The following is a 20,968-nucleotide window of genomic DNA, read 5'->3' as shown; positions in this document are numbered from 1 at the left end:
GAACCTCCTACTCCACCCGAATGGTGGAATGGGCTGAAAGAACCGGGGCCGGAATGACCCGCGTCATGACGGGCGTCATCAGCGGAAGCGAATAGCGCAGCGTCACCGTCACGTTCTCCCCGGATGCCCGGGTAGACTGACTCGGCGTAATCGTCACCGTCATGCTTGCCGGGTCCCCTACCCGAAGATGTGCTTTGGCATAGGCCGTCATGTCGCCGTCGCTTCTGCCCAGTCCGCCGAGGCGAGCCGTCTCCTGCACGGTCATTTGCAAACTGGAGTAAGCGAAGAGCAGCCTGCCCAAGTCCGCGATTCCGCATAGAAGCAGCATCAGCAGCGGCAGCAAAAGCGCAAACTCGACTAGCGACTGGCCGCGCTCGTCCCGTATCATCCCGCTCCCCATCCTTCCATCATAAAACCGAGTACGCATCCGGCCGCGATCGCCACCCCGTATGGGTACGTGCCGGAGACGAAGTGTCCTTGCAGCGGCAGCTTCAGCCGGTACCGGATGCATACCAAAACGTACTGCATGTAACGGATTCGCGCCCGAAAACCGTTCTTGAACAACACGATCGCAAGCGCCATGACAGCCCCGAACAGCGCCATGTAGACCGATGCGGCCATCACGAAGCCCGCTCCTTTCAACGCCCCGACGAGCGCAAGCAGCTTGACGTCGCCCGCTCCCATGCCGCCGAGAAGATAAGGGATGAGCAGAATCGCGAACCCCGCGCCAAGCCCGATCAGCATATGAAGCAATCCGCTCCAGCCGTCCGTCGCGGCATGATATACGACCGCCAGCACCAGCGCCGGAGCGATGACGTTGTTATAAATTTTGCGGCTGCGCACATCGGTGACGACGCATAGCGCCAGCACGAGCAGCATAATCGCGTTTGCCCACATCTTCGCGTCCACCTCTCAACTGGTTTCGTCCAAAAGGAAAGGCCGCACGCCACTAGTTGACGCACGGCCCTTAGGCAAGGAAGCTTAAGGCGTTCCGCCCATTTCCGTCACGCCGGTGTTGACCGTATCCTCCGCGTTGTCGAACAGGTCGATAATATGACCGCGCAGTGTGATGAGCGCCGTCACGACCGCCACCGCGATTAGCCCGAGCACCAATCCGTACTCCGTCATCCCTTGACCTTGCTCATCGTTCCAGAAGCGGCGAATGCTGTTCATCATGTTGTTAGCCTCCTAAGAATGGTTGTTGTCTCGTGGTTGCGGTTCAAAACAACGGCTTCCGTGCTTTCTTCGTCCGTCTGCTTGTCATCCTATATCCGATCGTACCAAGGATCGACCAAAAATTAAGGCGTGCCGCCCATCTCCGTAACGCCCGTGTTAATCGTGTCTTCCGCATTGTCGAACAGGTCGATAATGTGGCCGCGCAGCGCGATCAGCGCCGTGACGACCGCGACCGCGATCAGACCTAGAACCAATCCGTACTCCGTCATCCCTTGGCCTTGCTCGTCGTTCCAGAAGCGGCGAATGCTGTTCATCATGTTGTTAGCCTCCTAAATTTGTGGTGTCGATCAAAATTCAGTTTACTGCTCGTTAAGGTTCCAAAATCGCGGTCTGTCCCAGCTCGACCTTCGCGGCTGCCAACGTGCCTGCCGGAAGCTCCACGACGGAGCGGGTTCCCGCGAACGCCGCACCGACCCTCCCCGGCCGGAGCCGATGCTCCATGCCGACGACGACGCCTGCCTTGTCCAGATGAAGCACGTCCAGGTCGTAGTTCATAAAGAACATGTGGACTGACTTGCACGGCTGAATATGAAGGCCGCTGCCGCTTGGGAGAGATTGCCTTCCTACGAGGCCTCGCAGTCTCCGCCAAAACGTGTAAGCGCATTCAATTTGGTCGCCAAGCCGTTCCCCGCTCTCCCGAATGACCAGCTTCATCCGGGTCGCCACCTCCTTTTGCGTATGCAAAATAGCCCACCTTTAGGCCCGAAAGGAGGGTTCGAAAAAAGAACTCCCCTGCATCTTTCGGCAGCTGGCTGGCATCCCGCGTCTTCCGCGGCTTAGCCCCTGTAGCTTTGCGTCGCCGGCTTTCGCCGGTTTTGCCTTTATCGAGATCCAGCGAAGTTCGTCTTGCTTGTTCGCCGTTCCGATATCTTGATCACATCTTACCCCGAGGTCCTATACTCCGTAATCCGACAAAATCCCCTATTTTTAGATTATCCGGATAAGGTCCAAATTCCCTCGAAATAGTAGTCTTAATAGACTAAATGTTGATTAGTAATGATTCTTTTCTCCCTATCAGACAATGAAACAACCCTAAAGGAACTAGGTAACATTAACCAATCAACGTGATCCGATTATTCATGCGACCAAAGGTCTGTTCTCCTGGCTGTTAGATGCGCTGCCGCCGCATGAATGTCATGCGTAAATAGCGGCGATTAATTAAAGCGTTTATGAAGCAGAGCATGTGATATTTTCACGGAAAAAGGGCGCCCCCCGTCACCTGCGGACGGCTGCGGGACACCCCTTGATCTGGTTCCGGGCTCAGCCGGCTATTCCTCGTCATCGTCTTGCAAAATCGCGTCCAATACTGTCACTTGACCATTGAAAATAAGGGCGCTTTTCGTGAGCGGACGTTTGTCCGGATAGGTGAACTGCACATCGTAGATACCGGCAGCCAGATTGCCGATGTAATACTGACCGGCCGTGTTCGTAATGACCGCGCGTACGAGCCGCCGATTCCGGTCGAATACTTCCACGAGCGCTTTATAGAGCGGGCGCAGCCTCTCGTCGCGCACCGTGCCGCGCAAGTCGCCCATCTCCTCGGGCATGCTGATGCGAACTTCCCCGCCCATACGCGGATCGAACACCACGACAGCCGATCCAAGCATGAGCGAGCTTGTCGTAATGACGAGCGTCTCGCTCGGCAATCCGCTCACCGCGAATCGGCCTTCCGGGTTGGTTACCGTCACGGCGAGTACTTCATTATTGGCGTTCAGCACCTGTACGACTGCCCCGTTCATCACATTCTGCGCCGTGTTCGTCACGGCGCCGACGATGGTCGTCGGGTTGGCGCGAAGGCTGACATTCAACACGCGCGCGCTTCCCGGTTGAAGCGTTATTGCGTTCGACTCGCTTTGAAAACCGGATTGCGACGTCCGCACGATGTAGTCGTCGGCCCGCAAACCGCCGATAAGGTAAACGCCTCGGGCGTCCGAGAGACCGCTGCGCACCACGATGCCCGTGAACGCGTCGATAACGTCGATTGTCGCGCCGGCAATCGGCAAGCCGTTCGATTGCTGGACGATCGTGCCGGACAGGGAAGCGGGATTCGGCGTGAGCGCAAAATTCAACGTAGTCGTCTGACCCGGTCCGACGTGCGCCGACGTTTCCTCCGTCCCAAAATTGGGCTGACTCGCAATGACGGTATAGTTGGAGGCCGGTACCCGATTAATCGTATAGTTGCCTTGCGCGTCCGTCAGGGAGGAGGCCACCGCCTCGCCGAACGTATTGAACAGCCGAATCTCGATTGCGGCGCCCGCGATCGGCTGCCCGGTCGCGGCGTTCGCCACATTCCCCTGGATGGTCGCGGGATTGCGGGAAAGCACGAAACTGAGCGGCGTCTGTAGATCCGGCGCGACTGCCTCGGACAGAATCTGCGTGAAGAAGCCAGAAGCCTCTGCCGTTACGGTATAGCGACCCGCCCCCAAATCTTGAATGAGATACGCGCCGCGATTATCCGTCAGCGCGGTAGCCACGACGGCATCCGTATCATCTCTCCTGACCGTCACGACGGCTCCTTCCACGGCAGCGCTCGTGTCCAGATCGGTGACGTAGCCGGCCAGCGATCCCGGATTCGGGACCAACTGCAGCACGGCGCTCGTCGACTGGCCGCGGTTCAAGTTGACGACCGATGCGCCGGTTCCGAACCCGGCTGCGGATACGGCGGCGACGAAGGTGCCGGCCGGCAGATTATCAAGTGCGAAAGCGCCGTTCTCATCGGCAATCCCCGTCGCCACAACCAGATCGTTCAAATCGCGCACAATAACCGTGCTGCCGCCTAGGGCGGCTCCGGTCGCTTCGCTTCGCACGATCCCGCTCAGCACGGCCGGCTGCGATTGAAGATTGAAGTTGGCGGTCGCCGTTTGGCTCGCGGCAACCGGCACCTGCTGCGATTGGGCGACAAAGCCGTCGGCAGTCGCGTTGACGATGTAGTTGCCCGGCGCGACTTGAAAGAAACGGTACGACCCGTCGACGTTCGCCAGGAGGGTCTGCAGCAGCACGCCATCCTCCGTATAGAGCCTCAAACTAACGTCGCCGCCTGGCAGAATGGCGCCCCCCGCGTTCACGACGCCGGCAATCTCGCCCGCCAGCGGGCTAAGCGCGAGACTGGCGCTCGTCGTCTGATTGGCGGTCACGATGACGCCGATCGCGGAGACGGCGAAGCCCTCCGCGCTCACGATGACGGTATAGCTGCCCGGCGCGAGATTCTCCACCAGATAGTTCCCGAAAGGACTGGTCGCCACCGTTGCCACCGGCACGCCCAGTTCGTCTAGAATTCGAACCTCGATCGTCGCTCCCGGTACAGGCTGCCGGGTCTGGGCGCTCGTAATTTGTCCCGAGATGCTGCCGACCAGCTGCTGAAGCCGGAAGTCCAACCCCGCGACATTCTCGCCCGGCGTAACGCCGACGCCGCCGACCGCGGTGGCAAAGCCCGGCGCGCTAACCACGACGGTTAGATTGCCTGCCGGAAGGTTGCCGATGGCATACTCCCCGTTCAGGCCGGCAAGGACGACGCCGAGCAGCACGTTATTCGCATCGAACACTTTCACCTCGGCCGTATTAATCGGATTGCCGCCGGCATCGGTCACCCGTCCGCTGACCATGCCCGGATTGGGCGTCAGGCTGATCAGCGCGTTCGATGTCTGCCCGGAGAATACGGTGGCGCCGACCGTTTCCGTCGAATAATTCGCCGCCGTTGCGCGAATCAAGTAGTTGCCTGGCGCGAGGTTATCGAATAGGTAGCTGCCTTCGGCCGTCGTGACAACGGATAGAATGAACACGTTATTCGCATCAAGCAGCTGCACCAGCGTCCCCGCGGACGACGGCGATACCGTTCCGGTTATGGCGCCCGGATTCGGCAGAAGACCGAGGTTAACCGGCGAGGTGGTGTCCGACTGGACGATCGCGCCGATGATCTGGCCCTGAAAACCGTCCGCAAAAGCGCTCACGATATAGTTGCCGGGCGGCAAGCCCCGGACAGTATACGCCCCGCCGCTGTCCGTCACGACGAGATCGTACAAAAATCCGTTCGCATCCGCGATGCGCACCGTCGCGCCGGCAAGCGGCAGTCCCGTGGCCGTATTGAAAACGGTGCCCGCGACGAAGCCCGGATTCGGCAGCAGCGCGATACTCGCGTTCTCCGTCTCGGCCGCTTCGAGCATGACGGTTGCCCCATTGGTCTGAAAGCCTGCGGCCGTCGCAATGACGGTGTAGCTCCCCGGCGGCAGCGAGTCGACGGCGAAATTGCCGCTTGCGTCCGTAAACCCGGTCGCGACTGCAATCCCGTTGGCGCGAAGAAGCCGAACTTCAATGAACGCGTTGGGGATTGGCGCGCCGGTCGCAAGTTCAACGACGACGCCGCTGATCGTCCCAGGCGAAGGCGCCAGCACGAAATCGGCGGCAGCGGTCGCATTCGGCTGCACGATCGCTCCGCTGACGGAAGTCTGGAAATCCTCGGCCGAAGCGGTCAGTACATAATTGCCCGGATCAAGATTGTCGATCGTATACCGTCCCGCGCTGTCCGTCACCGTCCGGGCCACGATCGGGCCGGCGGCGCTGTCTTGCCGGACGATAACGGCCGCGCCGGCAATCGGCGAACCGTCCGTTCCCGTTACCGTACCGCCGATCCCGCCCGGACTCGGCTGCAGCGCGAAGTTCAGCGTCGTCGTCTCGAACGGTTCAATGACGGCGCCGAGCAGCAGCGTGCTAAAGCCGGGCACTTCCGCCGTCACGGTATACAGATTGGGCGCCAGACCTGCCACTTGGTAGACGCCGTTCGCGCCGGCGGTCGTTGTCGCCACGATCACATTGTTCTGGAAGACGTTGATGACCGCGCCCGGCTGCGGCACTTGGCCCGCATCCGTCACGATGCCGTTCAGCGTGCCGGCGAGCATGAACAGGGTCACGTCCAGAACGGTCGTCTGATTGGAGAGGACGATTGCGCCCTGCGTCTGACTGGCGAAGCCTTGCTGACCGAAGTTCACCGTATAGGAGTTCGGCGGCAAGCTCGGGATCGTAAACGCGCCGGCGCTATCCGTAAAGGCCGTCGCGATCGTAATGCCTTCGTTCGTTACGACGCGGATGCTCGTGCCGGCAAGCGGCGTGTCCGCCGCGGTATGGACGATACCGGTCAGCACGCCCGGCTCCGGCTGCAGGATCAGGTTCACGACGCTTGCTTCGCCCGCGGCCAACGTGACGCCAACCTGCGCCGCCGAGAAGTTCGGCGCGCTTGCTCGAACCCTATAACTGCCAGGGGCCAAATTGTTGAATGCATAGTTGCCTGCCGCATCTGTCGTCGTCGTTGTCACCAGCTGCCCGAACGGGTCCACGATATCCACATTGGCGCCGGGGATCGGGCTGCCGTCGGCGCCGAGAACGGTTCCGGTGACCAAGGCCGGGTTCGGGGATAGCGAGATATTGACCGTTTCCGTCTCCGCCGGAGTCAGATTGACGCCGGTCATCGCCGATTGGAACGCGTTCGCCGCGATGACCACCGTATAGTTACCGGGCAGCAGCCCGCTTATCGCATAGTTTCCGGCCGGATCCGTCGTCGCCTGCGTAACGACCACATTAAAGGCGTCTTGTACCGTAACCGTCGCCCCGGCAATCGGAACGCCCCCGGTCGATACCGTCCCTTGCAGCGCGGCAGGCAGCGGTTGAAGCAAGATGTCTGCCGTTGTCACTGAAGCTGGCGAAACGAAGACCGGCTGCGAGCTTATCGCATAGTCGGCGCGCGTCGTGAGGAGGACATAGGGGCCGGATGCGATATTCGCAAACCCGTACGAACCCCCGGCATCTGCGGATGTTACCGAGACAGTCGCGCCCTCTTGCGTTTGCAGCGTGATGACAGCACCGGGCAGCGGCAGCCCCGTCGATTGATCCAACACCCGCCCCGCGATACCGCCGGTCTGCACGACCGTCGCCGACGCGACGGCGGTGGCCGTCGGAATCCGGTTGCCCGTGAAGCTGTCGATCCCGTCGACCAACGCCGTATTCAGCGTTCGCGTCCCGCCGCTCGTGCTCGTGAACTGCCCGCTGAAGGTGACAGTCAGCGTCGCGGTTTGCCCTGCGGGCAAGTTGCCGATATTGTAGCTGATCGTCTGCGTCGATGGATCATAGGTCGCTTGGCCGATACTGACGCCGGTGATTTGGACGGACGATACTTGATCGAAGCCGATCACGTCGGTCATGAATACCGTGGTCGCCGTGCTTTTGCCGGTATTGCTGACTTGAATCGACTGCGTGTAGGTGGATATTTCGCCGGTAATGGTCTGTGCGGGACCGGAGATTGTCGTCTTGGCGATCGCGAGCTCGGCGCGCACGTCGGACGACTCGATCGTCACCGGCGGGGTGAACGCCTGCGCGAACGTAAAGCCGTTGTTGAGCAGCGAGTCCTTGTTATAGTTATTATTGTTCGCCGAGGTAAAGAAAAACAACCGGATCTGCGATGAATCGGTAATGCCCAAGAATTGAAACAGCGTCGCTGCGCCGATAAAGAAATCCAGGAAAAAATCCGGATTTCCTCCGAAATTGGAGCCGTCGCCGGTCGCTCGCACGCGGGCGATATCGTAGTTGATAATCGGGCGGCTGTAGTTGGGCGTACCCCCACCCAGACCTTCCGCCGGGTCGTTGAAGGAATTAAACTCCTTGATGACGTTCTGAATGAGGTTGACCTGTGTATTGAGGCCATTGACCGCGAGCAGCCACTCGTAGGTGCCCGGCACACCGTCGGTATCGAATAACAGTCCCCAGGCGAAATTGTCGAAGCCGCCGGTTCTCGTACGCGGGTCGGCGTTCAGCCGCAGCCTAAAAAACACGTTGGTCCCGTCGTAGGAGTAATAGGCTGCCGGAAACTGCGCGTTTCCGACGATGTCCGTACTTGCAGGAGACTGGTCGCCAGGCGGATCGAACAGCACGATATTGCCGCTCAGCAATACAGGGGTAAATTGGGCGTCAGTGGGGAATAGCACAGGAACCCTCCCGATAGGTAGTAATGGATGCACAACATCCTATGCGCCATTACCTAATGGCCGAAACGGTTAAATATCTCCACTGGACTGATTTTGGGCCGACTTCATCCTGACGTCCGCGGCCCTATCAAACAAAGCGGCCTTCACCCCGCATATTGCAGGATGAAGGCCGCTTGAACCAGCTGTATGGGGGTGTATAACTTAGAAGGCCTACCGAAAGGAACACCGTTTATTCCGTTTTGTTCCCCTTCTTCTTCCACGGCAGCGCTAGCTTGCGCTTCGCCCCGCTGCGTTCCTTCGGTTGTTTCGCCTTCTTCTCTCTCTTCGCTTTCTTCTTCGGCAGCTCGATCGCAGCGGCGGCCGCGGATTCGCCCGTTACCTTGAACTTCAAGAGCGCCTGTTGCAGCTCGATCGCCGTCTCGCTCAGCGAGCCGGAAGCGTTCAGCACCTCTTCCATGGAGATAACTTGCGCGCCCGCCGACTCTGCCGCTTCCTGCGCCTTCTCGGCCGCCCGCCCGGCATAACCAAGCGATTCATGCACCGACGCGGCGACTTGCTCGGTGCCCGCGGACATTTGCTGCGTAGCCGCCGAGATCTCCTCGACCTGCGCAGCCACCTGCTCGACCTCGTTCAAAATCGAGGCAAACATGCCGTTGACGGCATCCATGAGCGCCAATCCTTCGCTCGTCTCCGCCACGCCCTGCTCCATCCGCGCCGCGGCGTTGGCCGCCGACTGCTGCATGGACACGACCAGCTGGCCGATATTGGAAGCAAGCTGTCTCGATTGGTCGGCCAGCTTGCCGACCTCGCTTGCGACGACGGAGAACCCTTTGCCGTGCACGCCCGCGCGAGCCGCTTCGATATTGGCATTCAGCGCCAGCAAATTCGTCTGCTTGGCGATCCCGGTAATCAAATCGACGATGGAGCCGATCTGTTCGGACTGCTTGCGCAGCTGGGCGACCGCTTCGGCCGTCGCGCCTGCCGTTTCGCGGATCGTATGCATCTGTCCCGCCGCCTTCACGACCGTATCGCGGCCGTTCTTCGCTTCGTTCGATACGGCGGCTGCCGCTTCGTTCACGACGGCGGAGGTGACGGCGATCCGGCTGATGCCTTCGGCCATCTCGGTCATGGCCGTCGCGTTCTGTTCCATGCTCTGGGCTTGATGCTCCGCTTCGCCCGCCATCTCCCGCATGACGGCGGCGATCTGATTGGCCGCGCCAACGGAATCATGCGCCGTCCGTTCCATTCGGGCGGAAGAGCCGCTCACTTGTTCGGCTATGTTCTGGTTGCGGCGAAGGACGTCCGCGAACGATTCGGCCATGCGGTTGAACGCTTCGCCGACGCGCGCCAATTCGTCCTTGGTCTTCAACTGGACGCGGACGGTCAGATCGCCCTGCGCCATGCGGGAGCTGTCCTGCTCCAGACGGTTGACGGTTTGCTTCACATTCAGGTAGAACGCGATAAAGAAGATGAGCACCAGCAGCAGCACCACGCCGACGATGGCGATCATCGTGTCGCGCTCGACTTCCATCTGGTCGATCCGCTTGTCGATGAGCTTGCCAAGCAGGACGAGCGCCTCGTCGTACAATGCCGACGCCTCGTCGACCGCCTTCGTACCGTCGGCGAAGAAGGAGGAGGAACCTAAGCTGTTCTTGCCCGAAAGGACTTCCTGCATGACCAGGGCGCTAAGTCGCTGCGCCGCCTCCGTGCTGCTTCCGACCCGCTTCTCCATGGAGCCGATGTCCGCGCTGCCGTCCATCGCGTTACTCCAGTCGTGGCCGATTTCGTCCACCAGTCGGTCTATGGCATCCGCTTGCTTGACCAAACTCAGCTGCGCGTCCGGTGTCATCGGCTCTCCGGCCAGAATCGAACGGCCGAGTCCGCGCGCGAGCGCTTCGTTCTCCATCAGCGACGGAAGCCGGTTAATGATCATGTTGACGAGCGAGAAGGAGCTGAGCTCCGGGTCCATCGTCATGTTCGAGCCGTCGGAGATATCGACCTGCATCTCCAGCAGCTGTTGAATCAGTTTGATATGCCAAGCCACGCTCTCGTCTACGGTCAAATCCGCGTACTGCTGCTCCAGCAGCGCCCAACCGGATTTGAAGCTGCTCCACTGCGCGCTCGTGCCGAATGCCTCGCCGTACTTGGCGTCCATGGCGTCGACAAGCCCGATGCGCTGCTTCATCTCGGCTTTGATCGCCTCGACTTGGCTGGCCGCCAGCTTGCTGCCGTTATCAACCATGGTGCGGCTCTTCTGCATCTGCATCATGAGCGTCTTCACGGGCGCAAGATACGTGACGCCGTCGCGTTCCTGCTTCGACACTTCGATCGACGATTGCAGCGTGCGGAACAGATCGACGGACAGGATTGAGATAGGGATGAGGACCAGCAGTCCGATCAGAAGGAACTTTTTAACATAGGACAATCGGTTCATGATGTATACAAACGGAGCGAAGACTTTCACGATAGCTCCCCCTTCGATGATTATAGTACTAGTTTAATAGGGGAAACCGTTTGCATCAACAAAAATTGACACGAATTTTCGCTTCTCGACCTAGTGAGTTAGACCCATTCCTACTAAAAATAGGATTTGAAAACCATTCCTTATCCGATTGTTCCTTGCCTAACCAAATAACGGCTGCCATCGTGCATGCGTTGCACGGATTTGGGCGGCGGGGCAGCCCTGCCGAAACGTTAAAAAAGAGCCTCTGATGCCGCGTCGGCACCAGAGGCTCTCCTCCCGTTCCTTATTTATAAATCTACGCCAACGCTTCCTTCAGCACGTCCGGCGAATTCGCCCACCACTCCGCGTTATGGCTGACGAGCAGCCCTTTCAGCGCGGCCCTCTCGTCGGCCGTCAGCTCATCCAGCATGTAGCGCCGCTTGATCGCGTAGTCCAGCCGATTCACGTGGTCGGCGAGAATCTTCCATCCGCGCTTCGCTTCCGTATCGATCAGCATCGGGCAAGCGGTCGCGCCCGCGTAGTACGAACCGTGCTCGTTGCGGTCGACCGCGACCCATACAATGTAGCACAGGCGTCCGTTCGGCGTGTCTTCCTTGTTCGGCGTGAACTTGATGCCGCGTTCGATCTTGCTCTTGGCGTGCATCGCGCCTACATCTATATAAGCCTCTCCGTTATCGATCATGACGCAGGACACTTGGCTCAGGTCGATCGTGCCCGCGCCGAAGCCCTTGTGCGCCTTGTTGCTGACGACGTTCAGCGCGAGCTGCTTCTTCTCCTTCTTCGGCGCTTCTTCCCCCGCCGCCGGCTGCTGGCCTTGCTCTTGTTCAGACATCTATTCCAGGCTCCCTTCCCTTTGAAAACCGCGCTCCGAATGCGCGGCTCTACCTTGCTTAAATCCAATATTGGCGCGGGTTTGCCCCGCATGTCCACACATTAATTCCATTTTAGCTAATAATCCTGGAAAAGCAAACATATACATGCCTTAGATGCTTGTCAACGGGAGGGAATCGTTCAATGACGCCACGTCTTGCCAAACGCTTACTGCTCTTCGCCGTCGCCGCCGCCCTGCTCGGCGTATCGGCGCGGGAAGGGTTCGGGGATGCCTGGGTATCGCAATATACGTACGCGTTCGCGCCTGCTCAAACGGATGCTTCGCTTACGGCCAAGCCCGAGCCGGTCCAGACCGCGCCGAAGCCGGCGACGCCCGCGGTCCCCGTTCCCAAAACGACGCTCCCCCAGACGAACGCGCCCGTGCCGGAATCGGTGCTCCGGCCGAAGCCGGTCGCGCTCAGCAAACGCGTGGTGGAGTACCACATCGACGTCAAACTCGACGAACAAAGCAAATCGCTCACGGGCGAGCAAACGCTCACATGGACAAACCCCGGCAAGTCCGCCGTCTCGGAGATGTACTTCCACCTCTATCCGAACGCGTTCGAATCGCCGGAGACCAGCTTCATGCGGGAATCGGGCGGCCAATTGCGAAGCGACAAGGCGACGGCGGACGGCGTGGGCAGCATGACGATCGATTCGCTCCAAACCGAAGGAGGCGACAGCCTGCTGCCAAGGCTGCATTACGTGCAGCCCGACGACGGCAACGCGAGCGATAAGACGCTGGCCAAGCTGCGTCTGCCCGATGCGATCCCGCCCGGCGGCAGCGTCACGCTGAGGCTCGGCTTCACGGTCAAGCTGCCGCAGGTGTTCGCGCGGATGGGCTACCACGACGATTTCGTCATGGCCGGACAATGGTTCCCCAAGCTGGCCGCTTACGAGACGGCCGGCATGCGAGGCCGGACGGCCGACGGCTGGAACGCGCACCAGTATCACGGCAACTCCGAGTTCTACAGCAACTTCGGCATTTACAACGTGCGGATTAACGTGCCGGCGGACTATACGGTCGCCGCAACCGGCTTCCAGACGAAACCAACTAAAGCGGACGGCGGACGGCGGACGTTCCAGTTTTACGCCGACGACGTGCACGATTTCGCCTGGACCGCTTCGCCCGACTTCATCTATAGCGAAGAAGCCTACTCGACGACCGGCATTCCAGGCGTCCGCATTAAGCTCTACCTGGATCCGAAGCACGCCGAACACAAGGAACGCTACATGCATGCGGCCAAATCCGCGCTCGGCAAATTCGCCCAGTGGTATGGCACGTATCCGTATTCGACCTTGTCCATCGTCGTGCCGCCGGAAGGCGCGGGCGGCGCGGGCGGGATGGAATACCCGACGCTGGTTACGAGCTTCGAGGCCGATTCTCCCGATCCGTCCATCGACAGCCTGGAGCGCACGGTCGTGCATGAGATCGGCCACCAATATTGGTACGGCATGGTCGCCACCAACGAGTTCGAGGAAGCGTGGCTGGACGAAGGCTTCACCTCGTACGCGGAGGACAAAGTCATGGAGAGCGCCTACGGCATCGAGCCGAATCTGACGCTGGAAGCCAGCTATATGACCAACCCGGCCCCGCTCAAGCAGCTGTCATGGTCGTATCACAGTTCGGACAGCTATGCGGAGAACGTGTACATGCGTGCCAAGCTCGTGCTGATCGGCATTGAGAAGCAGGTTGGCGCTTCGACGATGCGCAAAATTTTGCGAACCTACTTCCAGAAGTATAAATTCAAGCACCCGTCCACGGCCGACTTCCAAACCATCGTCGAGCAGGTGACCAAGACGGAGTGGGACGAATATTTCAGCCATTTCGTGTACGGCAAAGATATGGCCGACTACGCGGTCGAATCGATCGCCGTGCGTCCCGTCGCCGAGAACGGGGACCGTCAGTATGAATCCACCGTGCTGGTCAAGCGGCGCGGCGGCGCCAACGGGCCCGTCCCGGTCGTGCTCCAGTTCGCCGACGGCACGACGATGCCGAAGATCTGGGAAGGCAGAGAAAGCCAGATGGTGTTCAAAGTGGTGCACCCTTCCCCGCTGCTCTATGCAACGGTGGACCCGGACTACGACAACGTGCTGGATAACCGGCATATCAACAATTACTTGAAGGCGGAGGTGCCGGAGAAAACGCGCACCCGGTGGGGAATCGGCTTAACGAAGCTGATCGAAGGCTTGTTTGCATCGCTGGCCTGGTAACGGGCGGCTGGATAGACAACGAAAGGAGGATCGAGGCATGAGGCGGCATTTAAAGCAAGGCTGGTGGCTGACGGGACAGCACTTTTTCATCGTCATCGTCCTGTTCCTGTACGAACTGTTGTGGGGCTTCTTCCTCTACCGGACCATCGATTCGATCGTGACGCCGCTGCTGCAGCGGTATCCCGGCGCCGAGGCCGGCGAGGACGCGGTAAGGCTGTTCTTGACGGAGGCGCAGTTCCAACTGATGAAGACCGACCTCATTCATCCTTATTTGTGGCTGTTCGCGACGCTGCTGGCCGGGCGCATGCTGATCACGCCTTTGGTCAACGCGGGTCTGTTCTATTCTCTTCACGCATCGGAGAGCGAAGGCGGCACGCGTTTCCTCGCCGGGATCCGCGCAGCCTGGAAGCCGGTTATGCTGCTCTACTTTCTCGAGGTCGCGCTGACGATCGTGCCGGGCATCTGGCTGGTGCCGCGTCTGTATGACGCGCTGATCGCAAGCGACACGCTCGCCGAGCTGAGCGCGAGCGCGCTGCCGCTGGCCGGCGGATGGTTCGCGGGGGCCGTGCTGCTGCACCTGCTGTTCCTGGCCATGCAGTTCGGCGCGGTGACGGGCAAAGGCGCCTTGGGCGGACTGGGCGAGGCGGCGAAGAAGCTGCTGCCTTTCGCCGGCATCTCCCTCCTCATGTGGGCGATCGGGCTGCTGCTCAGTCTCACGGCCGCCTCGGTGTCGATGCTGTGGGCCGGGCTGCTCGCACTGATTCTGCACCAAGGGTTCCACTTCGTGCGCACGATCATGAAGGTATGGACCGTCGCGGCGCAATTCGCGGCCTGGCAGTCGAATGAAGCCAAAGAAGGTTGAGAATTGAAGGCGAAGGGCAGTGCCGACAAGGTGCTGTCCTTTGCTGTTGGATTAGGAAGCTTGCGCGTGAAACGAAGGCGTATCGGGAAGGTTCGTGCCTGTATGGGGGCGCTAAGCGGAAGAACTGTCGATTGGACGGACGACCCTAGTAGGGAAAGAGAAAAAACGATACGATATAATAGCAAAAAAGTTGCACTCTTAGAATTCTAATGTGTGAACAAACTGTGAACTTAGAAGGGAAATTGTGAAAATGATCGAATTCATAACGCGGAATGAAAAAAATGCCGAATTCTCGCAAGAGAAACGGGGGAACCATCTTTGGGTGAATTGATCCCGGCGGATGCAGCAGCATACGCCCGAGGCGATCATAGGGTACCTTCAACCGAACCCCACAGCTAACCTCGTAGGCACCGGAAGGGGTTTCTATTCTTGAAGAAGTTTTCTGCTCTGCTGATTGGCCTGGCCATGATGCTCACGTTCCAAGCTGGAAGCGCATTCGCGGATTCCAAAATGGACGGCGTTATCGCCAATCTGATCGGCACGCCATACAACTATGGCGGCACCACGACCAAGGGGTTTGACTGCTCCGGATTCACGATGTACGTCTTCAAGAAATTGAACGTCTCGATCCCGCACGCGTCTTCCTCTCAATCCAAGCTGGGCAAGAAAGTGGCGAAAGCCGACTTGATCCCAGGCGATCTCGTATTTTTCAATACGAGCGGCAAAGGCATTTCGCATGTCGGCATTTACGTTGGAGACGGTAAGTTCGCTCACTCGTCTTCCAGCAAGGGCGTAACTATCAGCGGACTTAGTGATTCCTACTATCAGAAGCGCTATGTCACGGCCCGCCGCGTTATGAGTCCTGAAACTTTTGAGAAATATGCCGACGAGCCGTCGGACGAAGTGGTCGACACGACTGACGTCGACTAACTCGCGACCGGGATCAATCGCCCCCGCGATGATCCCAAACAACGAGCCGCCGTGTTTGTTCCCCCGGACAAGCACGGCGGTTTGCTGTTCCGCCGCGCGTGCCGGTATTAGTTCTTCTTCACCACTCGCGGCGACCTATGAAACAAGCCAGGGTCCATGATCACCGGTTTTTCAATAATTATTTGATTATTCGGATAATTTGAAGGGTAATATCATGCGTGGGCATATTGCGCGGGAAAGTCGCCGCTTATGCTTCGTTAACCATACGATCTACGGCCGTGAGCGCCGATCTCATAACGGACCCACCAAAACGTCCGCCCGACCTGTACGTCCAGCGCCGTCCCCACCTCCGCGAACAGCTGATGCAGCTCAAAAGCCGATGAGCACCCTTCGCCCCTTCGGTCGGCAATGACGACCATCGCCCCTTCTCCTAAACGCGCGTGCCACGCCTCCAGAAAGGCATGCCGCTCCTCGACCTTCAGTTCGCTCATGCAAAAGCAAGCCAGTCCCGCTTCATAGGTGCCCGATAGGCCTGTCAATTGGCCCGACCGGATCGTCTTGGTCGCCGGCGGCAGCAATCTCGGCGTTCGAGGTCCCGCGACGCGCAGCACCCGCCTGCCTTCGAGCGCGCGGCTAAGCGCATCCTCGACCTGCCTCCATTCGTTCCATCTCTCTTCCAACGTCTCCCGCCATCTTTGCATACATACCCTCCCGATTGGTGTTACTTCTAAAGGTATGAGACGCCGCTCAGTTTCTGAACCAAAAACAGGTATAATGAGAGCATCACTTCTTCCTGAAAAGGAGCTGACTTCGATGCCTTCTTCCTCCGATGCGCTGCAAGGCTTTCATCCTATCCTGGCCGGCTGGTTCGACCGCGCGTTCGGCGAGCCGACCGACGTCCAGCTGCAGGCATGGGCGTCCATTCGAAGCGGCGCGCATACGCTGATCGCCGCCCCGACCGGGTCGGGCAAAACGCTCGCGGCGCTGCTGCCCTGCCTGGACCTCATCGTCCGCGACAAACAAGCGTCCGGCGGCAGCTGGTCCGGCGGCGTGCGCACCTTGTACATCACGCCTTTAAAGGCGCTCAACAACGATATCCAGCACCATCTGGTCGGCTTTATCTCGGAGATTGAGCAGTACGCGGGCGAACGGGCCGCGGAAGGCGGGAACGGCGGCGAATGGCCGGGCGTCACGACGGCCGTCCGTACAGGCGACACGCCTTCCGCCGAACGGGCGCGCATGGCGCGAAGGCCGCCCGAGGTGCTCGTAACCACGCCGGAATCGCTGTATTTGCTGCTGACCTCCGCGAAAGGACGGGCCATGCTGCGGACCGTCCGCTCCGTCATCGTGGATGAGATTCACGGCATCGCCGGAGACAAGCGCGGCGCGCATTTGACGCTCTCGCTCGAGCGGCTGACCGCGCTATGCGAGCACCGCGTTCAGCGGATCGGCGTCTCGGCGACCCAGAAGCCGATGTCGCGCATGGCGAGATTTCTCGGCGGGTGGGAGGCTGCGGATAGCATGGCCGAGCCGGATGATCGAGCTAGTCAAGGCTTGCCGGATAACGATTCGCCGGTCTCTGCGAATTGGACTGCTGCCCGCCTCGGCGAGGAGACGGATGACGCGCAGCCGCTTCGGCACGCGCTGGGCTACCGACCACGGCCCGTCTCGATTATCGAGAGCCTGATGGCCAAAACGATGCACGTGCGCGTGACGATGCCGGACTTCAGCCGATTCGCGCAATCGCGCGAGGCGGCGGTGTGGACGCCGATCGTCGAACGGCTCCTGCAGCTGATGGCGGGCGCGACGTCCGTGCTGCTTTTCGTGAACAGCCGGCGGCTGTGCGAGCGGCTTGTGCTGCGTCTGAACGAGCAGGCGGGGGAAGACTTCGCCCGCGCCCACCACGGGTCGCTGGCGCGCGATCGGCGCCTGGAGGTCGAGTCGCTGCTGAAGAGCGGCCGGCTGCGCTGCCTGGTCGCCACTTCCTCGCTGGAGCTCGGCATCGACGTCGGACACGTCGACCTCGTCCTTCAGGTCGACCCGCCCATGGACGCCGCCTCGGGCATCCAGCGGATCGGCCGCGCCGGCCACGCGGTCGGCGATATCAGCCGCGGCGTGATACTCGCCCGAAGCCGCAGCCAGCTGCCGGAAGCCGCGGTGCTCTGCCGCAGCGTCGTTCGGCGCGAGATCGAAGCGATCGAGCTCTCGCGCCGGCCGATCGATGTGCTCTCGCAGCATATCGTGTCGGCCGCCGCGGCCGAGGACATCGCCGTGGACGGGCTGCATGCGCTCATCTGCGGCAGCGAGTGCTACCGCGAATACCCGCGGGCAGAGCTCGAATCGGTCTTAAAGGTGCTAGCAGGCTTCTATCCGTTCGCTCGGCCGCTGATCGATTGGGATCGCGAGCGGGATGTCGTCACCCGTCTCCCGCTCACCCCGGTCGCGGCGGTCACCGGCGTCGGCACGATCCCCCAATCCTCGGCGTATCCGGTCCATCATACGGATAGCCGCGTTCATCTCGGCGAGCTGGACGAGGAATATATTCATGAAAGCCGGCCGGGCGACGTATTCCAGCTCGGGACGTCGTCGTGGATGATCAGCCGTATCGACCATGACCGCGTGTACGTCCAGGAAGCGCCGAACCGCTTCAGCGAAATCCCGTTCTGGCGCAACGAGCCCGGCGGTCGCAACGTGCGGCTCGGCGTGCGGCTGGGCCGGTTTCTCGGCGAGTTGTCGGCGCGGCTCCGGCTGCGAGACACGCAGACGGACGAGCACGATGGGGCGGAACATCTGCTTGAAGCGGAGACCATTCGCTGGCTTGATGCCGAATACGGGCTCGACCGCACGGCCGCCGAGCAGCTCATCGATCTGGCGCGCGCCCAGCATAAGGCGCTGGGACTGCCGACCGACAAGCTCATACTGATCGAGCATTACCGCGACTTGACCAACCAGACGCGGGTCGTCATTCACACGCTGCTGGGCCGCAAGCTAAACCGGACGTGGCTGCTCGCGATCGAGCGGCAGTTCGGCCGGCTGCTGCCGTACAAGCTGTACGGCAATGCCAAAGACAACGGGATCGAGCTCGTCCTTGCCGAAGGCGACAACTTGTGGCTGAACAAGCTGTGGCACATCGCCGCGGATTCGTTAGAAGAGCTGCTGACCGAGGCGATCGCGGGCTCGCCGATGCTCGGCATCTCGTTCCGCCGGATCGCCGAGACCTCCCTGCTGCTCTCGCGCAGCTTCACGCGCACGCCGATGTGGCAGAAGCGGCTGCGAAGCGAAGAGCTGCTGAAGCAGGCGCTGCCTTATGCCGATCAATTCCCGTACCTGCTTGAAGCCATGCGGGAGAGCTTGCATGTGTACTTGGATGCCGAGGGATTGAAGCGGCTGCTGCGAGATATCGCGGCGGGCGAGGTCGAGATCGTCGTCAAGGAAACGAAAGCGCCGTCCCCCTTCGCCGCGCAGTTCATCGCCGATTACGTGAACGCGCAAATCTACGAGGGCGACGGCTTCAGTGCGGCGACTCAATTGCAGCTGCTGAGCGTCAGCCGGACGATGGCCGGCGCCCTCTTCGGCGAGGCCGCGCTGCGCGATGCGGTCGATCCGGCGGTCGCGCAGGCAGAGCGGGAGCGGCTGTCCGCGGGACAGGGAGCGCTTCGGCGGCCGGATGATCTCTATGCGGCGCTGAAGCAGCGCGGCGATCTCGCGACAGACGAGCTGGCCAAGCTGCTCGAGGCGGATGCCGCCGCTATGGCCGAGGCGCTGGAGACGATCGTCGCCAGCGGTCGAGTCGTCTCCTACCGCTTCGAGGATGCAGGGGAACGTTGGATTTGCGCGGATGAGCGGGAACTATATGAACGATTCCCCGGCGGAGAAGATGCCGCCGTCTTCATCGCCGGCCGCTTCGCCGAGCATCGGTTATCGTTCACCGATACGGAGCTGATGGAGCGGTATCCGGCGCTCCAGGCGCACGACGCCGCGGCCGTAGTCGAACTGCTGCTTCGGCACGATCTGGTCGAGCAGGCGCCGTTCGCGGAGCATGCGGACGAGCGCATCTGGACGAGCCGCCGCATCGCGAAGCGGCTGATCCGGCTGACGTTGGAGAAGGCCCGCAAACAGGCCGAGCCCGCCGAGCCCGTTCGCTGGTGCACGGAGATCTCGCGGCTGCAGCACGTGCTCGAGGGGACTCAGCTCGCGGGCATCGACGGCTTGCGCGCCGTCATCGGCCAGCTGCAGGGGTTCTATCTGCCGGTCTCCCACTGGGAGAGCCTCATCTTCCCTTCCCGCGTGAACGGCTATCGCAAAGAGGATCTCGATCTGTTGTGCGCATCCGGGGAAGTCATCTGGCTTGGGCGCAAGGAAGAGGGGGAGAAGGAGGGCAAAATCGCGTTCTTCCTCGCGGAGTCTCGCGCGCTCTATCTCCCCTGCTTGAAGCAGGACGCCCCTGCGGCCGATTCGAAGCATCCCGAGCTGCTCGCGCGGCTGCGGGAAGGCGGCGCCATGTTCCTGACGCGGCTCGGACGGGAGAGCGGACTCGCGCCGTCCGAGCTGCTCCCGGCGCTGATCGATCTCGTCTGGGAAGGCGCGGTCGCCAACGACCAATTCGCGCCGCTGCGAATCCACGCCCAGACGAAAGGCAAGCAGCTCGCCAAGACCGGCTCCGGTCTCGGGCGCTGGTATTGGACGGGCAGCCTGCTCGAGGAAGATCGTCGGCCGGATGACCGCGATGATGGGCATAGCGGGAGCGATGGCGGCGAGACGGAATCGCTTCTGCAGTGGACCCAGCACCTCCTGGATAGCTTCGGTCTCGTCTCCAAGGAGCTTGCGGCGCATGTCAGCCCGTACGGCTGGGATGCGCATCTGCAAGCGCTGCGTCAGCTGGAGCATCTCGGCATCGTGACGCGCGGCGTGCTCGTCGCCGGCGAGCCGGCGCTGCAATTCGCGCGGCGGGAGCAGTTAGCGGCCGTTGGCCGGCAGCAGGTGCCCGGGGAGACGGACGGCTATACGATCATCTCGGCCGTCGATCCGGCGAATCCGTTCGGCTTGAGCACGGATTGGCCGGAAGTGCTTGGCGCCGGATTCGCGCGCAAAAGCGGCAACTATATCGTCCTGCAGGGCGGACGCTGGCGGTATTGGATCGAGAGCAACGGACGCAAAATCGTGGCGCTCGCGCAGGAGGGGGAGAAGCCGAACGCGGACGGCGGGGTTGAATGGTCCGGCGGAAAGCTCGATGTCCCCGGCCTCAAGCTGGTGCTTCGCACCGTGCTGCGCCGCGGGAACTTGAGCAAAATTAAAATCGAGCAGTGGAACGGCGCGGCGATCGCGGACTCCCCGGCCGCCGGCCTGCTGCAGACGCTTGGGGCCGAGCGGGACAAACAGACGCTGGTGCTGTGGCCGAGCAATTTGCAATAAATGCGAAGACGC

Annotated in this window: 13 protein-coding genes and 2 riboswitches; of the genes, 4 read left to right on the top strand and 9 right to left on the bottom strand. The window is 60.9% G+C overall.

The annotated features are described in order from the left end of the window. Window positions 1-7: 7 nt before the first annotated feature. The 8 genes from ACFSKT_RS30830 to ACFSKT_RS30795 form a co-directional block, all read right to left on the bottom strand. Window positions 8-388 (bottom strand): TadE/TadG family type IV pilus assembly protein, encoded by a 381-nt coding sequence (locus tag ACFSKT_RS30830; protein ID WP_377717541.1) that lies wholly within the window; start codon window positions 386-388, stop codon window positions 8-10. Next, on the bottom strand, window positions 385-897 hold the full coding sequence (locus tag ACFSKT_RS30825; RefSeq protein WP_377717540.1) for an A24 family peptidase: 513 nt from the start codon (window positions 895-897) through the stop codon (window positions 385-387). Before ACFSKT_RS30825 ends, ACFSKT_RS30830 begins: the two co-directional genes overlap by 4 nt. An 84-nt stretch (window positions 898-981) precedes the next feature. After that, window positions 982-1,176, bottom strand: a complete 195-nt coding sequence (locus ACFSKT_RS30820; protein ID WP_148933094.1) for a Flp family type IVb pilin — start codon at window positions 1,174-1,176, stop codon at window positions 982-984. A 122-nt stretch (window positions 1,177-1,298) separates the two neighbouring features. After that, a complete protein-coding gene (locus ACFSKT_RS30815) occupies window positions 1,299-1,493 on the bottom strand; it encodes a Flp family type IVb pilin (RefSeq protein WP_377717539.1) in 195 nt (64 codons plus the stop codon). A 52-nt stretch (window positions 1,494-1,545) separates the two neighbouring features. Next, window positions 1,546-1,920 carry a DUF192 domain-containing protein gene (locus ACFSKT_RS30810; protein WP_377717538.1) on the bottom strand — a complete coding sequence of 125 codons (375 nt, stop codon included), beginning with the start codon at window positions 1,918-1,920 and terminating at the stop codon, window positions 1,546-1,548. A 56-nt stretch (window positions 1,921-1,976) separates the two neighbouring features. After that, a riboswitch (cyclic di-GMP riboswitch) is annotated at window positions 1,977-2,066 on the bottom strand. 438 nt (window positions 2,067-2,504) lie between these two features. Next, window positions 2,505-8,204: a carboxypeptidase regulatory-like domain-containing protein gene (locus ACFSKT_RS30805; protein ID WP_377717537.1), complete on the bottom strand. Its 5,700-nt coding sequence runs from the start codon at window positions 8,202-8,204 to the stop codon at window positions 2,505-2,507. A 229-nt stretch (window positions 8,205-8,433) separates the two neighbouring features. Then, on the bottom strand, window positions 8,434-10,668 hold the full coding sequence (locus ACFSKT_RS30800) for a methyl-accepting chemotaxis protein (RefSeq protein WP_377717536.1): 2,235 nt from the start codon (window positions 10,666-10,668) through the stop codon (window positions 8,434-8,436). Window positions 10,669-10,963: 295 nt separating this feature from the next. Beyond that, window positions 10,964-11,500: a YwhD family protein gene (locus tag ACFSKT_RS30795; protein WP_377717535.1), complete on the bottom strand. Its 537-nt coding sequence runs from the start codon at window positions 11,498-11,500 to the stop codon at window positions 10,964-10,966. 182 nt (window positions 11,501-11,682) lie between these two features. Between ACFSKT_RS30795 and ACFSKT_RS30790 the strand changes: the two genes are divergently transcribed. The 3 genes from ACFSKT_RS30790 (at window position 11,683) to ACFSKT_RS30780 (ending at window position 15,544) form a co-directional block, all read left to right on the top strand. Next, complete coding sequence (locus ACFSKT_RS30790; RefSeq protein WP_377717534.1) at window positions 11,683-13,752, top strand: M1 family metallopeptidase; 2,070 nt, start codon at window positions 11,683-11,685, stop codon at window positions 13,750-13,752. A 37-nt stretch (window positions 13,753-13,789) separates the two neighbouring features. Continuing rightward, a complete protein-coding gene (locus ACFSKT_RS30785; RefSeq protein WP_377717533.1) occupies window positions 13,790-14,614 on the top strand; it encodes a hypothetical protein in 825 nt (274 codons plus the stop codon). Between the two features lie 272 nt (window positions 14,615-14,886). Next, window positions 14,887-15,039, top strand: a riboswitch (cyclic di-AMP (ydaO/yuaA leader). Between the two features lie 4 nt (window positions 15,040-15,043). After that, window positions 15,044-15,544, top strand: a complete 501-nt coding sequence (locus ACFSKT_RS30780) for a C40 family peptidase (RefSeq protein WP_377717532.1) — start codon at window positions 15,044-15,046, stop codon at window positions 15,542-15,544. Window positions 15,545-15,801: 257 nt separating this feature from the next. On the opposite strand, the gene ACFSKT_RS30775 is transcribed toward ACFSKT_RS30780, so the two are convergent. Beyond that, window positions 15,802-16,245, bottom strand: coding sequence for a hypothetical protein (locus ACFSKT_RS30775; protein ID WP_377717531.1), 444 nt, complete (start codon window positions 16,243-16,245; stop codon window positions 15,802-15,804). Between the two features lie 112 nt (window positions 16,246-16,357). On the opposite strand from ACFSKT_RS30775, the gene ACFSKT_RS30770 reads away from it, so the two are divergent. Then, on the top strand, window positions 16,358-20,956 hold the full coding sequence (locus ACFSKT_RS30770) for a DEAD/DEAH box helicase (RefSeq protein ID WP_377776382.1): 4,599 nt from the start codon (window positions 16,358-16,360) through the stop codon (window positions 20,954-20,956). Window positions 20,957-20,968 lie beyond the last annotated feature (12 nt).

Origin of the sequence: Paenibacillus xanthanilyticus (assembly GCF_042682185.1) — a bacterium.
Lineage (GTDB): Bacteria > Bacillota > Bacilli > Paenibacillales > Paenibacillaceae > Paenibacillus_Z > Paenibacillus_Z xanthanilyticus.
This window is presented reverse-complemented; position numbering and strand designations above follow the sequence as displayed.